A 13,641-nucleotide genomic window follows, 5' to 3' on the forward strand; every position below is an offset into this window, starting at 1 on the left:
GCCGCATGGGCACACCCGTCATCGTCGACTGCGACCCCGGGCACGACGACGTCTTCGCAGTCTGGCTCGCCGCGGGGCATCCGTCGCTCGACCTCCTGGCCGTGACGACCGTCGGCGGCAACGTGCCGCTCGAGCACACGAGCCGCAACGCGCGCATCGTGCTCTCGGTCGCCGGGGTGACCGACGTGCCGGTCGCGGCCGGCGCCGCCGGTCCGCTCGTGCGCGGGCTCGTGACCGCCGAGTGGATCCACGGCGAGAACGGGCTCGGCGGCCCGGTGCTGCCCGAGCCGACGGTGCCCCTCGACAGCCGTTCGGCGACCGAGCTCATGTCCGACGTGCTCGAGGCCTCGTCTGCTCCGGTCGCGATCATCGCGACCGGCCCGATCACGAACGTCGCGGTGCTCCTCCGCGACCGACCCGACCTGGCCCCTCGCATCCGCGAGATCGTGTGGATGGGCGGCTCGACCGAGCGCGGCAACGCGACGCCGTATGCCGAGTTCAATGCGCTCGTCGACCCGGAGGCGCTCGACCTCGTGCTGCGCAGCGGCATCCGCTTCACGATGGTCGGCCTGAACGTCACGCATCGAGCGCTCGTGACGCCCGAGGTGCGGGCGCGCCTCGCCGCGGTCGGCACCCGCACCTCGGCGTTCGGCGACGAACTGCTGGAGTTCTTCTGCCGCACGAACGACGAGGTGTTCGGCATGCCCGACGGCCCGCTGCACGACCCGGTCGCGGTCGCCGTGCTCGCCGACCCGGCATCGGTCGAGCTCCGGCACACGCGACTCGATGTCGAGCTCGCGGGCACCGAGACGACCGGAGCCACGAGCGTCGACTTCGACGGCATGCTCGGGCGCGAACCCAATGCCCGGGTGGCGGTCGATCTCGACGTCGAGCGGTTCTGGGCGGGCGTCGTCGACGCCGTCTCGCGCCTCGCCTGAGGGCATCCGGCCGCGACGACATCCGGCCGGATGTCCCGGTTCGGAGCCACTGCGCAGGCTGCGGCGATACGATTCGGGCAACCCGTTCCCGACCGTCGAGGAGGTAGCCGTGGACTGGACCTTCTGGGCCGGACTCGTCGGCATCGCCGCCCTGTGGGGCGTCACGCAATGGGCATTCTCGTCGAGGCGGATGGCCGAGCGTCGTCGTGCCCGCGAGCCCGAATCGGCCGATGCCGCGACGAACCTCGATCGCGACAAGGCGCAGGCCGACGTCTGGCGGGGCCTCTAAGCCCCTCGTCGGGCCGGCACCGAGCGGATCGCGGCCGCGAGCCGTGCCACGGCCTCGTCGACGAGCGCGTCCGACAGGTTGCCGTAGCCGATCACGAGCGCGTCGAGCGCGCCCGGTCGCCCGGCCGTCGCCCGGTACCTCGCGAGGTCCGACACGGCGACGTCGAGGGCGGATGCCGCGTGCCGCACGTCGCGGCTCGCGACCCCCTCCGGCAGTTCGAGCATGGCGTGCATGCCCGCCGCGATGCCGGTCAGGGGCAGGTCGGGCAGCTCGCGCTCGAACGCGGCGAGCAGCGCGCCCCGCCGCCGCTTGAACCTCGTGCGTGCGGCGCGGAGGTGCCGTTCGAGGTCGCCCGAGCCGATGAAGCCGGCGAGGGCGACCTGGTCGAGCACGGATGGTCGGGCGCGGTCGGCGAGCGGCACCCGCGACCGCAGCCCCTCGGGGATCACCGCCCACCCGAGGCCGAACGCCTGCGCCATCGACTTCGACAGCGACCCGACGAGCGCGACCCGCTCGGGCGCGAGGCCCTGCAGCGCGGCGATGGGGCGCCGGTCGTAGCGGAACTCGGCGTCGTAGTCGTCTTCGATGAGCACGCCGTCGACGTCCCGCGCCCAGCGCACGATCGCCTCGCGGCGGCCCGACGAGAGCGCGGCGCCGAGCGGGAACTGGTGCGCCGGCGTGATGAGCGCGGCGCGGGCGCCGGTGCGGTCGGATGCCGCGACGAGGCGTTCGACGTCGATACCCCGGTCGTCGACCGGCACGGGCACGGGCGTGAGCCCCGCGGATGCCGCGACCTCCCGGAGCCGGCCCCACCCCGGGTCCTCGACGAGGATGCTGCGGTGCCCGCTCGCGCGGAGCCCCGCGACGATGGCGGCCATGCCGTCGGTCGCGCCGTGGGTCACGACCACGTCGCCGGGCGAGGCGACCGCGCGCCGGGACCGGGTCAGGTAGTCGGCGACGGCCGTTCGCGCGAGCGGATGCCCGTGGGGGTCGACGACCATGAGCTCGGCGTCGGGCAGGGTGTCGAGCGCGTGCCGCACGGCTGCGGCCCACCGTGCGCGCGGCGCGTGGCGCAGGTCGGGGATGCCGGGGCCGAGGTCGAACGCCGGCCGCCGGTACTCGCCGCGGAGCGGGGTGTGCGTGCGGGCCGTCGACGCGGCATCCGGAACCTGCGGAGCGTGCGCGGGCACCCGGGTGCCGGAGCCCACGGCGGCCTCGAGGAAGCCCTCGGCGACGAGTTGGCCGTAGGTCTCGGTGACGACCCAGCGCGAGACGCCGAGGGTCTCGGCGAGCAGGCGGCTGGGCGGCAGCGCCGATCCGGCGGGCAGCACGCCCGTCTGCACGGCGTCGCGGATCGCGCGTTCGAGGCGGTCGCGGAGGGGCGCCGGTCCGTCGCCGAGGGGGAGCAGCGTCTCCCACGCCAGGGCGGTCGCCGGACGCGGAACGGTGGGTGGCGGCATCCGCTCGCTCCTCGAATCGGTCTGGTCTGAAGGCACTCGATTGGAGTGTATGCCCGAACCGATGCCCCCGTACCGTCGAGATCGTCAGGGCGCGCGACGCGCCACGGAAGGCACACGGAGGAACCATGCGATACCGCACGATCGGCGACGGCCGCACCAGCTTCGACGTCTCGACCATCTGCCTCGGCACCATGTACATGGGCACGAAGATCGACGAGGCGACCTCGTTCGCGATCCTCGACCGTTTCGTCGAGGCGGGCGGCCGGTTCATCGACACCGCGAACAACTACAACCACTGGGGACTCGGATACGGCCGCGACAGCGAGGACATGATCGGGCGGTGGCTCGCGAGCCGGGGCCGCCCCGACGGACTGCGCATCGCGACGAAGATCGGCGCGGGCAAGGCCGACCCGAACCTGCCGCTCTCGAACACGCCGCCCACGAACTTCGAAGGGCTCGGCGCCGGCGTCATCGACCGCGAGGTGCGCGAGAGCGCCAGGCACCTCGGCGTCGAGCACCTCGACGTGGTCTACGGGCACGTCGACGACCTCGAGACGCCCCTCGCCGAGACCGTGGGGGCGTTCGGCGCGCTGCAGGACGAGGGCCTCGTCGGCATCACGGGCATCTCGAACGTCGCCCTCTGGCGCGTCGTCGAAGCGCGGGAGGAGGCGCTGCGCCGGGGCATCGCGCCCTACGGCGTCGTGCAGCAGCAGTACAGCTACATCCACCCGGCGCCGAAGCTCGGCCGGCACAACTTCGCGACGCCCGAGCTGCTCTCGTACGCGGCGTCGACGGGCGTCGACGGCCGGCCGCCGCTCGCGGTGACGGTGTACTCCCCGTTGCACCAGGGTGCGCTCACACGCACCGACAAGACCCTCTGGGGCGGCGTCGACCACCCCACCACGCGCGAACGCCTCCGCCTGCTGCACGAGGTCGCCCGCGAGGCCGGGGCCAGCCCGAACCAGGTCGCGCTCGCGTGGATGATGGGGAGCGAGATGCCCGTCATCCCCGTGACCGGTCCGTCGAACGTCGCCCAGCTCGAGGAGGTGCTCGGCGCGGCCGACCTCGACCTCGACCCGGCGCTGCGGGCTCGGCTGGACGCCGAACCCGAGCCGGCGCCTGCCCCGGGCGTCGGGTCTGACGAGCCTGAGCGGGCGGCCGGCGCCGAGGCAGCCTGAGGCCTGGCAGAGCGACCGCCGGCCGGTCCGATTCTCGGTGTCGATGACGCCGTGTGTCGGCCCGGCCGGCCGTTCGCGCGCCTTCGCTGCGTCACGGCACGTCATCAACCGGTGCCGAAACCGGCGCTGGAGCGCTCTCCGTGACCTCGATTGACCTGTCGTGACCGAGCGTGACCCGTATGACGGGCCATGCTCGCGGGGCCTCCGGGTCGTGGGTAGCGTCAGCGCGACCCGAGCCGGACCGAGGCTCGACGGAGCCGATGACCCCCCGAGGAGCACACGACATGACCGTACGACGACCAGTGGCATTCGCGATGACCGCCGCGGCCGCCATCACCGCACTCGGCCTCGCCGGCTGCGCGACCACTCCCGCCGCGAACGGCGGCGAGCGCGTCGAGGGCGGCACCATCGTGTACGGCCACCAGCAGGAACCCGCGTGCGTGTTCGGCGGCTGGATCGAGCAGGCCTACCTCAGCTACAACGTGCTCGACAGCCTGGTCTCGCTCGACGAGAACCACGAGGTCGTGCCCTGGCTCGCCGAGGAGTGGAGCGTCTCCGACGACGGCCTGCACTGGACCTTCGAGCTCAAGCCCGACGTGAAGTTCACCGACGGCAGCGATTTGACCGCCGAGGTGGTCGCCTACAACTTCGACTACTGGGTCAACCAGGGCGGCAACAGCACGGCGCTCGCCTGGCTCGGTGGCTACTACGAGTCGGCCGAGGCGGTCGACGACCTCACCGTGCAGGTCGACCTCTCGCAGCCGTACCCGCGACTGGCCGACAACCTCACCCAGGGCTACTTCGGCATCCAGTCGCAGGAAGCGCTCGAGACCCGCACCGACGAGGAGAACTGCGAGGCCCCGATCGGATCGGGCGCCTTCGTCGTCGACCACTGGGACCGCGGCCAGGAGATCGTGCTCACCCGCAACGAGGACTACACGAGCCCGCCCGCGAACGCGGAGCACACCGGTGCCGCATACGTCGACGAGGTGCAGTGGAAGTTCATCTCCGATGCCACCACGCGCGTGGCGGCGTTGAAGAGCGGTGAGCTGAACGCCATCTACGACGTGCCGGCAGTGCAGTGGGGGAGCACGGAGGACGCCGGCTTCCAGCTCGAGAAGTACATCACCCCCGGCCGGCCCCAGCAGCTCACCTTCAACACCGCGCAGGGCGTCTTCACCGACGAGAAGGTGCGTCAGGCGTTCGCCTACGCGCTCGACCGCGAGCAGATCGTCGAGTCGATCGGCCACGGCGTGATCCCCTACGAGGGCAACGGCGGCGTCAGCCAGTCGACTCCGGGCTACAGCCAAAAGGCCGCAGACTGGTACACGCAGGACCTCGACAAGGCCGCCGAACTGCTCGACGAGGCAGGCTACACCGAGACGGATGCCGACGGCATCCGCTCGAAGGGCGGCGAGCCCCTCGCGGTGACCCTGCCCTACTTCGCCGGCTCGATCATCAACGCCGACGGCGCGTCGATCCTGCAGGGCGTGCAGGAACAGGCCAAGCAGGCCGGCTTCGACGTCGACCTCATCCCGGTGCCGCAGGCCGAGGCGTTCGCCGGCGCCTACAGCCAGCCCGACGAGCGCGACATCTACCCCGGCTACTGGACGGCGGTGACGAGCGGCATTCTGCAGATCAACTGGGGAGCCGGGGCGGACGGCAACCCGAACAACTGGAACGCCTCGTTCACCGACTACCCCGAACTGCAGGCCATCATCCTCGAGGCCAACTCGGAGCCCGACGTCGATCGGCAGAATGCGCTCTACGAGCAGGCCCAGGAGTACATCGCCGAGCACGCACTGGCCATCGGCGTCTACGACCGACTCTCCACGCTCGCCGTCTCGCCCAGCCTGAAGGGTGTCTGGCAGGAGAACGCACAGGGAGGACCGACCTTCTATGACGCCTACTTCGTCGGGTAGCACGCGGGTCGCCGAGCGCGGTTCCTCGCCGGCGACTGCGGGCACGGGGGTTCCGGCCCCCGTGCCGGGCCCGCCGGGCCCACTCGCCGTTCAGGGTCGCCGCGGCGCGCGCACCACCCGCCTCATCGCCTCGAAGACCGTCGGAGCCGTGCTCGTGCTGCTCGGGGCCGCGACCGCGGCGTTCTTCGCACAGGCCTCGCTGCCGGGCGACCGGGCGACCGTGATCCTCAACATCCGCGCCGGGCAGGCGGTGGCCCGCACGGCCGAGGAGCTCGCGCCGATCAACGCCGAGTACCGCCTGCACGACCCGATCGTCGTGCAGTACCTGACCTACCTCAAGGGGCTGCTCGTCGGCGACCTCGGCACCTCCTACCAGCAGCACCGACCCGTGATCGCGATCATCGGGGAACAGCTCGGCGCCACGATCGTGCTCACGCTGACCGCGCTCGTGTTCGCGTGGATCATCATGGTCGTCTGGGTGACCCTCACCGCGGGACGGGGATCGGCGGCGAGGGCCGTCGGCGGGTTCTTCGACACGGCCGCGGCCGGATTGCCGCACTACTGGCTCGGCATCATCCTGCTGCTCGTGTTCGCGCTGACGCTCGGCTGGTTCCCCGTCATCGGCGGCACCGGGCCGGTGGGCATCATCCTGCCCGCGCTCACGCTGGCGATCCCGCTCGCGGGGTTCCTCGGGCAGGCGACGCGCACCGAGTTCGAGCGCGCCCTCGACTCGCCGTTCGTGCTGAGCGCACGCATGCGCGGCATGGGCGATGCCGGCATCCGACTCCGTCACGTGCTGCGCCATGCGGTGCTGCCCGCCGTGACGCTCTCGGGCTGGGCCCTCGGGGCCACGATCTCGGGCGCCGTCGTGGTCGAGGCCGTGTTCGCGCGGCCCGGCATCGGGCAGGTGCTCGTGACCGCGGTGAGCAGTCAGGACATGCCGGTCGTGATCGGCATCGTCATGCTCATCGCCGCCTTCTACGTGCTCGCGAACCTGCTCGTCGACATCGCCTACGCGCTCATCGACCCGCGCCTGAGGAGGACATCATGACCGTCGTGACCCGACCGGTGGAGGGCCGGGGCGCATCGGGCGCCGCGGCGCCCGGAGGCGCGAAGCCGTTCGCCCGCCTGCGCCGTCAGCCATGGGACCTGTTCGTCGCACTCGCCGCGACGGCGGTGTTCGCCCTGGCAGCGCTGTGGCCCCAGCTGCTCGCGACCCAGGGGCCGCTCGCGATGGACCTCGCGAACACGCTCCAGCCGCCGTCGCCCGAGCACTGGTTCGGCACCGACGAATCGGGCCGCGACCTCTACTCGCGCGTGGTCTACGGCACGGCCGCCTCGCTCGGCGTCGGCATCGGGGCCGCGGCGGTCAGCCTCACGTTCGCCGTGCTGCTCGGCGCGCTCGCCGCGCTCGGCAACCGGCCGACCTCGGCGGCCGTCGGATGGCTGCTCGAGGTGGCCTTCGCGTTCCCGGCGCTGCTGCTGTCGCTGCTGCTGATCGCGGTGCTCGGCCCGTCGATCCTGACGCTGATCCTCGCGGTCGGCATCGGCACGGCGCCGGGCTACGCACGCATGGTGCGTGGCCAGATCCTCTCGGCCAAGGATTCCCCGTACGTCGAGGCCGCGGTCGCGCTCGGCCACCCGCGCGGGCGCATCCTGCGCCAGCACGTGCTGCCCAACTCGCTCCGACCCCTCGTCGCGGTCTTCGCCCTGTCGATCGGCCAGTCGATCGTCTGGGCGTCGAGCCTGTCGTTCCTGGGGCTCGGCATCGCGCCGCCCTCGCCGGAGTGGGGCGCGCTCCTCGACGCCGGTCGCGGCTACATCACGGTCGCCGGATGGCTCACCGTGATCCCGGGCCTCGTGATCGTGGTGCTGGCCCTGACCACGACCACGCTCGGCCGTCACCTGCAGTCGTTCCTCGAGAAGGGGGAGAAGTGATGAGCATCATCGAGGCGGATGCCGCAGGGCAGGACCTCGCCGTCGACATCGACGGGCTGCCCGGCTTCCGGCCGCGCCTGCACGTGCGAGGACTCTCGGTCGCCTTCGAGACCACCGCGGGCGTGCGGCCCATCGTGCACGACGTGTCGTTCGACCTCCAGCCGGGTGAATGCGTCGCGATCGTCGGCGAGTCCGGCTCGGGAAAGTCGGTGACGGCTCGCTCCCTCGTCGGGCTCGCGGGACGGGGCGCGCAGGTCGCGGCCGACGAGCTCACGTTGCACGAACGCGACGTGCTCGGCCTGACCGAACGCCAGTGGCGCGGCATCCGCGGGGTCGAGGTCGGCTTCATCCTGCAGGACGCGCTGGTCTCGCTCGACCCGTTGCGACCCGTCGGCGCGGAGATCGCCGAGGGCCTCCGGCTGCACGGGTGGGGCGATCGGTCCTCTCGCCGCCGCAAGGTCGTCGAGCTGCTCGAATCGGTCGGCGTGCCCCGACCCGAAGCGAGGGCGAGGCAGCGGCCCGACCAGCTCTCGGGCGGCCTCCGGCAGCGAGCGCTCATCGCCTCGGCGCTCGCGCTCGACCCCGACGTGGTCATCGCCGACGAGCCGACCACGGCGCTCGACGTCACCGTGCAGGCCCAGGTGCTGGCATTGCTCGAGGCGTCCAAGCGACGAGGCGCTTCGATCATCCTCATCAGCCACGATCTCTCGGTCGTGGCGCAGCTCGCCGACCACATCCTCGTGATGCAGGACGGCCGAGTCGTCGAGCAGGGTCCGGCGCGCGACCTGCTGAGCTCGCCGGCCGAGGAGTACACCCGGGCGCTCATCGCCGCGGTGCCGAGCGAGGAGACCCGCGGCGGGGCGCTCAGCCCGGCGGGCCGCGAACTGCTCGCCGCGGCACCGCCGGCCACCGAGGTGCTCGACGAGGTCGTGCTCGAAGCCCACGACCTGGTTCGGCGCTTCCGTGCGCGCGACGGCTCGGTCACGACCGCGGTCGGGGGCGTCTCGTTCGCCCTGCATCGCGGCGAGACGCTCGGCATCGTCGGCGAGTCGGGCTCGGGCAAGAGCACGACCGGCCGCATCGCGCTGGCGCTCGAGCAGGCGGACGCGGGCACCGTCACGCTCCTCGGACAACCGTGGACCGAGCTTCCCGAGGCCAGGCGGAGGGCGCTCCGCTCGCGCATCTCCGTGGTGTCGCAGGACCCGCTGTCGAGCTTCGACCCGCGCTGGAACGTCGAACGCATCCTGCTCGACGCCCTCGCCAGAGGCGAGTACCCCACGACCGCCGCGCGCGTGACCCGCATCCGCGAACTGCTCGACCAGGTCGGGCTGCCTCACGCCGTGCTCGCCCGGTTCCCGCTGCGGCTGTCGGGCGGGCAACGACAGCGCATCGCGATCGCGCGCGCGCTCGCGGAGGCCCCCGACATCATCGTGCTCGACGAGGCGGTCTCGGCGCTCGACGTCACCATCCAGGCCCAGATCCTCGACCTGCTCGTCGCACTCCAGCGACGCTTCGGCCTCAGCTACCTGTTCATCTCGCACGACCTCGGCGTCATCGCGCACCTGAGCCACCGCGTGCTCGTGATGAAGGACGGCGTCGTCGTCGAGTCGGGAACGCCCGACGACGTCTTCCACCGCCCTCGCGAGCCCTACACGCGCGAGCTGATCGCATCCATCCCCGCCTTCGAACCGCACCGAGCACAGGAGACCCCATGACCGTCCCGCTGCACTTCAACGCCTTCGTGATGAACACGAACTCGCACATCCACCACGGCCAGTGGCGCCGCCCCGATGCGGGCCAAGTCGACTTCGAGGATGTCGAGCTCTGGATCGAGCTCGCCAAGAAGCTCGAGGCAGCGAAGTTCGACGCGCTCTTCTTCGCCGACGTGACCGGCGTCTACGGCGACGCCGACGCGGACTTCGACGTCTACATCCGAGAGGGCCTCCAGATCCCCTCCAACGACCCCATCCCGCTGGTCGCGGCCCTCGCGGTGCACACCTCGCGCATCGGGCTCGCGCTCACCTCGAACGTCGCGCAGAGCCATCCGTACCAGTTCGCCCGTCAGGTCTCGACGCTCGATCACATCTCGAGGGGCCGGGTGGCGTGGAACATCGTGACCGGCCTGCAGGACAACGGCGCGCGCAACTTCGGCCACCCCCGGTTGACCGACCACACCGAGCGCTACGCGTGGGCCGAGGAGTACGTCGACGTGACGTACAAGCTCTGGGAGGGGTCGTGGGACGAGGGGGCGCTCCTCAAGGACCGCGAACGCGGCATCTACTCCGACGCATCGAAGATCCACAAGATCAACCACGTCTCCGAGCGGTACTCGGTGCAGGGCCCGCACCTGCCGTCGCCGTCGCCCCAGCGCACCCCCGTGCTCTACCAGGCGGGCTCCTCGGAGTCGGGTCGCGCGTTCGCCGCGAAGCACGCCGAGGCGACGTTCATCATCTCGCCGAACCCGGCGCTGGCGAAGCAGCTCATCGACGACACCCGCCGCCAAGCGGTCGAGGTCGGCCGTCGCGCCGAGGACATCAAGTTCTTCCAAGGGCTCTCGTTCGTGATCGGCGACACCGAGGAGGAGGCCAAGGCCAAGGCGGCCGAGGTCGAGCAGTACGTCTCGATCGACGGCTACCTCGCCCACTCTGCGCTCGTCGACAAGACCGGGCGGGTCTACGACCCCGAGACGCCGCTGAAGGACGTCGACACGAACACCGCCAAGGGCTTCGGCGAGTGGGTCTCGAAGGCGATCACCGACCGCGAGCCCCTCGTGCGCGACGTCGCCCTGCTCATCTCGAGGTCGACCCGAATCGTGGGCACGCCCGACCAGATCGCCGACGCCCTCGTCGAGTGGCAGGCGGCCGGAGTCGACGGCATCAACGTCATCAACTGGGTGATCCCCGGCTCCTTCGAGGAGTTCGCCGAGAAGGTGTTGCCCGTGCTCCGCGAGCGCGGTCTCGCCCAGAACGAGTACGGCGACGACACGACCCTGCGCGGTCGCCTGTTCGGTGCCCCTCGCCTGAACGACCGGCACCCGGCGGCGAGGTATCGCGGCGCGTTCGGCCGTGATGCGGTTCCGAGCACCGGTGCACGGGTGAACGAGGGCGGGGCGGATGCCTCCGGCTCCGCTGAGGCCGATCTCGTCGAGGCCCAGGAGGCCGCCCGGTGAGCCTGCCCGCCGATGTCCGTGCCGATGCCGATGCCGGTGCAGGTGCAGGTGCCGGCACGGGCGTCCGGCCCGGAGCGCGGCTGACCGCAGCGCGGCAGCGCCTCGCACCCGTTTTCGCCCACATCGCGCAGACCGCGGTGTCGCACGAACTGGAAGGCACGCGCCCGTTCGCCGAGACCCGTGCGCTCGCCGAGGCGGGCTTCGGCGCACTGCGCCTGCCGGTCGAGGCGGGCGGCGGCGGACTGGGCGTCGCGGAGTTCTTCGAGCTGCTCGTCGAGCTCGCCGCCGCCGACCCGAACCAGCCGCAGCTCTGGCGCAACCACATCGCGTTCGTCGAGGATCGCCTGGCGGGCGGCTCCGAGCGGGATCGCGAATGGCTGGTTCGCATCGCCGACGGGGCCGTGATCGGCGGTGCCTGGTCCGAGACCGGCACGACGTCGATCCTCGGCGACACCCGTCTCGAACGCGTTGACGGCCGCCTGCTGCTGAACGGCACGAAGTACTACAGCACCGGGTCGATCTACGCAGACCGGGTGGGCGTGCTCGCGCTCGCCGAGGACGGCGAGCTCAGGATCGCCCTGATCGACGCCCGCAGCGAGGGACTCGAGCTCGTCGACGACTGGACCGGCTTCGGCCAGCGCGCGACGGGCAGCGGCACCACCCGCCTGCGCGATGTGGTCGTCGCCGAAGACGCGGTGCTCGACTTCACCGACCGATTCGTCTCGCAGGAGGCGGTCTTCCAGCTGGTCCTGGTCGCGGCGCTCGCGGGCGTCGCACGCGCAGCCCGTGTCGACGCGGTCGAGTCCGTGCTGGCCCGAGCGAGGTCGTACCCGCATGCGCTCGCGGAACGCCCGCGCGACGACGCCCAGGTGCAGCAGGTCGTCGGGCGGATCGCCGCGCACGCCGCCGTCGCCGAGGCATCCGTCGCCCGTGGTGCCCACGCCCTCGATGCGGTCGTCGCGGCCGTCGCGGGAGCCGAGTCCGTCGCGCCGGCCGCGGCCGGTGCACGCGACGGCGAGGTCGAGACCGCCGCCCGATCCGCGGCGATCGCCGTCTACGAGGCGCAGGTCGCGGTCGCCGAAGCCGCACTGCAGGCCTCGACGCTGCTCTTCGACGCGCTCGGGTCGTCGGGGGTGCAGCGTTCGGCGGCGCTCGACCGGCACTGGCGCAACGCCCGCACGCTCACGTCGCACAACCCGCGCATCTACAAGGAGCGCGTGATCGGGGACTTCTACCTGAACGGCGCCGATCCGCTGAGCATCTACTCGCAGGCACCCAGGGATGCCGCGACGAACGAGGACCCCGAATGACCGAGAAGAAGCAACTCATCCTGAACCTGTTCGAGATGGCGTGCATCAGCCACATCTCGCACGGGCTGTGGCCGCTGCCCGGCAACAACCGGCACCGGTTCGACGAGCTCGAGTACTGGACCGAGCTGGCCGGGATACTCGAGGACGGCGGGTTCGACGCCGTCTTCCTCGCCGACGTGATCGGTGCGTACGACGTGTTCCGCGACGGGCCGGAGACGGCCCTCCGCGAGGGCCTGCAGAGCCCGAACCTCGACCCGCTGCTGCTCGTTCCCGCGATGGCGGCCGTCACGAAGCGCCTCGGCTTCGGCGTGACGTTCTCGACCACATACGAACCCCCGTTTGCGTTCGCCCGACGTGCGTCGACGCTCGACCACCTCACCAAGGGGCGGTTCGGCTGGAACATCGTGACGAGCTACCTGCCGAACGCGGCGCGCAACTTCGGCCTCGAGGGCGAGATCCCGCACGACCGGCGGTACGAGCTGGCCGACGAGTACCTCGACGTGCTCTACAAGCTCTGGGAGGGGTCGTGGGACGACGACGCGGTGGTCTACGACCGCGAGCGCCGCATCGCGACCGATCCGTCGAAGGTGCGTTACATCGATCATGTCGGCGAGACGCATCGCGTCGCCGGACCGCACATCGTGCACCCGTCGCGGCAGCGCACGCCCGTGCTGTTCCAGGCGACGGGGTCGCCGGCAGGGACCGAGTTCGCGGGTCGGCACGCCGAGCTCGTGTTCACGGGCGGGCGCACGACCGAGGAGTTCCGAGCGAACCGGCAGACCATGCGCGAAGCCGCCGTGCGCAACGGCCGCGGCGCCGACGACGTGAAGTTCATCGCCAGCGCAGTCGTGGTGGTGGGGCGAACCGAGGAGGAGGCGGCCGACAAGTGGCGCCTCTACCAGGAGTTCGCGAGTGTCGACGGCTACCTCGCTCACGCGAGCCTGCCCGTCGACCTCACCCTCGCGCCCCGCGACATCACCGTCGCCGAGGCGATCGAGCGGTCGGGCAAGGTGCTCGAGCGGTCGTCGTTCCTGCCGCTGCACCTCACCGTCGGGCAGCTGCTCGACGGCCTCGTCGGCGGCCGTCGCGAGCGGTTCCACGTGGTCGGCACGCCGAAGACCGTCGCCGACGAGATCGAACGCTGGCTCGACGAAGACGGCATCGACGGCATCAACCTGCGGCAGTACCACTCATTTGGCACAGCCCAGGACTTCGCCGAGCTCGTCGTGCCCGAGCTCCGCAGGCGCGGGCGGCTGCCGGATGCGGACGATGCCGCGGCCACGAGCCTGCGCGACCGGCTCTTCGGGCGGGGCGACCGGCTGCCGGACACGCACGTCGCAGCTCGCTATCGCGGCGGCGCGAACCTCCACGTGCCGGTGCCGCCCCTGCGGTTCCCCGGACGGGGCGCCGACGCCGCGTGACGACGCGGGCGTCGGG

General features: G+C 71.7%; 11 protein-coding genes. 10 read left to right on the forward strand and 1 reads right to left on the reverse strand.

Annotated features, from left to right (window positions below; all coding sequences use genetic code 11):
- Positions 1-5 precede the first annotated feature (5 nt).
- Positions 6-938 (forward strand): nucleoside hydrolase, encoded by a 933-nt coding sequence (locus ACFVS8_RS17480; protein ID WP_387065164.1) that lies wholly within the window; start codon positions 6-8, stop codon positions 936-938.
- A gap of 109 nt (positions 939-1,047) precedes the next feature.
- The gene (locus ACFVS8_RS17485; RefSeq protein ID WP_387065166.1) at positions 1,048-1,227 is read left to right on the forward strand and encodes a hypothetical protein; all 180 of its coding nucleotides are present in this window, start codon (positions 1,048-1,050) and stop codon (positions 1,225-1,227) included.
- Here the strand turns inward: ACFVS8_RS17485 and ACFVS8_RS17490 are convergent.
- A complete protein-coding gene (locus tag ACFVS8_RS17490) occupies positions 1,224-2,687 on the reverse strand; it encodes a PLP-dependent aminotransferase family protein (RefSeq protein ID WP_387065169.1) in 1,464 nt (487 codons plus the stop codon). The two genes, ACFVS8_RS17485 and ACFVS8_RS17490, sit on opposite strands and share 4 nt — an antisense overlap.
- 125 nt (positions 2,688-2,812) lie before the next feature.
- On the opposite strand from ACFVS8_RS17490, the gene ACFVS8_RS17495 reads away from it, so the two are divergent.
- The 8 genes from ACFVS8_RS17495 to ACFVS8_RS17530 all read left to right on the forward strand — a co-directional run bounded on the left by ACFVS8_RS17495 (position 2,813) and on the right by ACFVS8_RS17530 (position 13,625).
- A complete protein-coding gene (locus ACFVS8_RS17495) occupies positions 2,813-3,865 on the forward strand; it encodes an aldo/keto reductase (RefSeq protein ID WP_387065172.1) in 1,053 nt (350 codons plus the stop codon).
- A gap of 284 nt (positions 3,866-4,149) precedes the next feature.
- Positions 4,150-5,787, forward strand: a complete 1,638-nt coding sequence (locus ACFVS8_RS17500) for an ABC transporter substrate-binding protein (RefSeq protein WP_387065175.1) — start codon at positions 4,150-4,152, stop codon at positions 5,785-5,787.
- Between the two features lie 61 nt (positions 5,788-5,848).
- Entirely contained in the window at positions 5,849-6,838 is a 990-nt protein-coding gene (locus tag ACFVS8_RS17505) for an ABC transporter permease (protein ID WP_387065177.1), read from the forward strand.
- The gene (locus ACFVS8_RS17510) at positions 6,835-7,725 is read left to right on the forward strand and encodes an ABC transporter permease (RefSeq protein ID WP_387065180.1); all 891 of its coding nucleotides are present in this window, start codon (positions 6,835-6,837) and stop codon (positions 7,723-7,725) included. The genes ACFVS8_RS17505 and ACFVS8_RS17510 overlap by 4 nt, the downstream gene beginning before the upstream one ends.
- Positions 7,725-9,440 (forward strand): dipeptide ABC transporter ATP-binding protein, encoded by a 1,716-nt coding sequence (locus ACFVS8_RS17515; RefSeq protein ID WP_387065183.1) that lies wholly within the window; start codon positions 7,725-7,727, stop codon positions 9,438-9,440. The genes ACFVS8_RS17510 and ACFVS8_RS17515 overlap by 1 nt, the downstream gene beginning before the upstream one ends.
- A complete protein-coding gene (locus ACFVS8_RS17520) occupies positions 9,437-10,894 on the forward strand; it encodes an NtaA/DmoA family FMN-dependent monooxygenase (protein WP_387065187.1) in 1,458 nt (485 codons plus the stop codon). Before ACFVS8_RS17515 ends, ACFVS8_RS17520 begins: the two co-directional genes overlap by 4 nt.
- The gene (locus tag ACFVS8_RS17525; protein WP_387065190.1) at positions 10,891-12,204 is read left to right on the forward strand and encodes an acyl-CoA dehydrogenase family protein; all 1,314 of its coding nucleotides are present in this window, start codon (positions 10,891-10,893) and stop codon (positions 12,202-12,204) included. Before ACFVS8_RS17520 ends, ACFVS8_RS17525 begins: the two co-directional genes overlap by 4 nt.
- On the forward strand, positions 12,201-13,625 hold the full coding sequence (locus ACFVS8_RS17530; protein WP_387065193.1) for an NtaA/DmoA family FMN-dependent monooxygenase: 1,425 nt from the start codon (positions 12,201-12,203) through the stop codon (positions 13,623-13,625). Before ACFVS8_RS17525 ends, ACFVS8_RS17530 begins: the two co-directional genes overlap by 4 nt.
- The last annotated feature ends 16 nt before the right edge of the window (positions 13,626-13,641 follow it).

Source organism: Agromyces sp. NPDC058110, from assembly GCF_042884735.1.
Taxonomy (GTDB): domain Bacteria; phylum Actinomycetota; class Actinomycetes; order Actinomycetales; family Microbacteriaceae; genus Agromyces.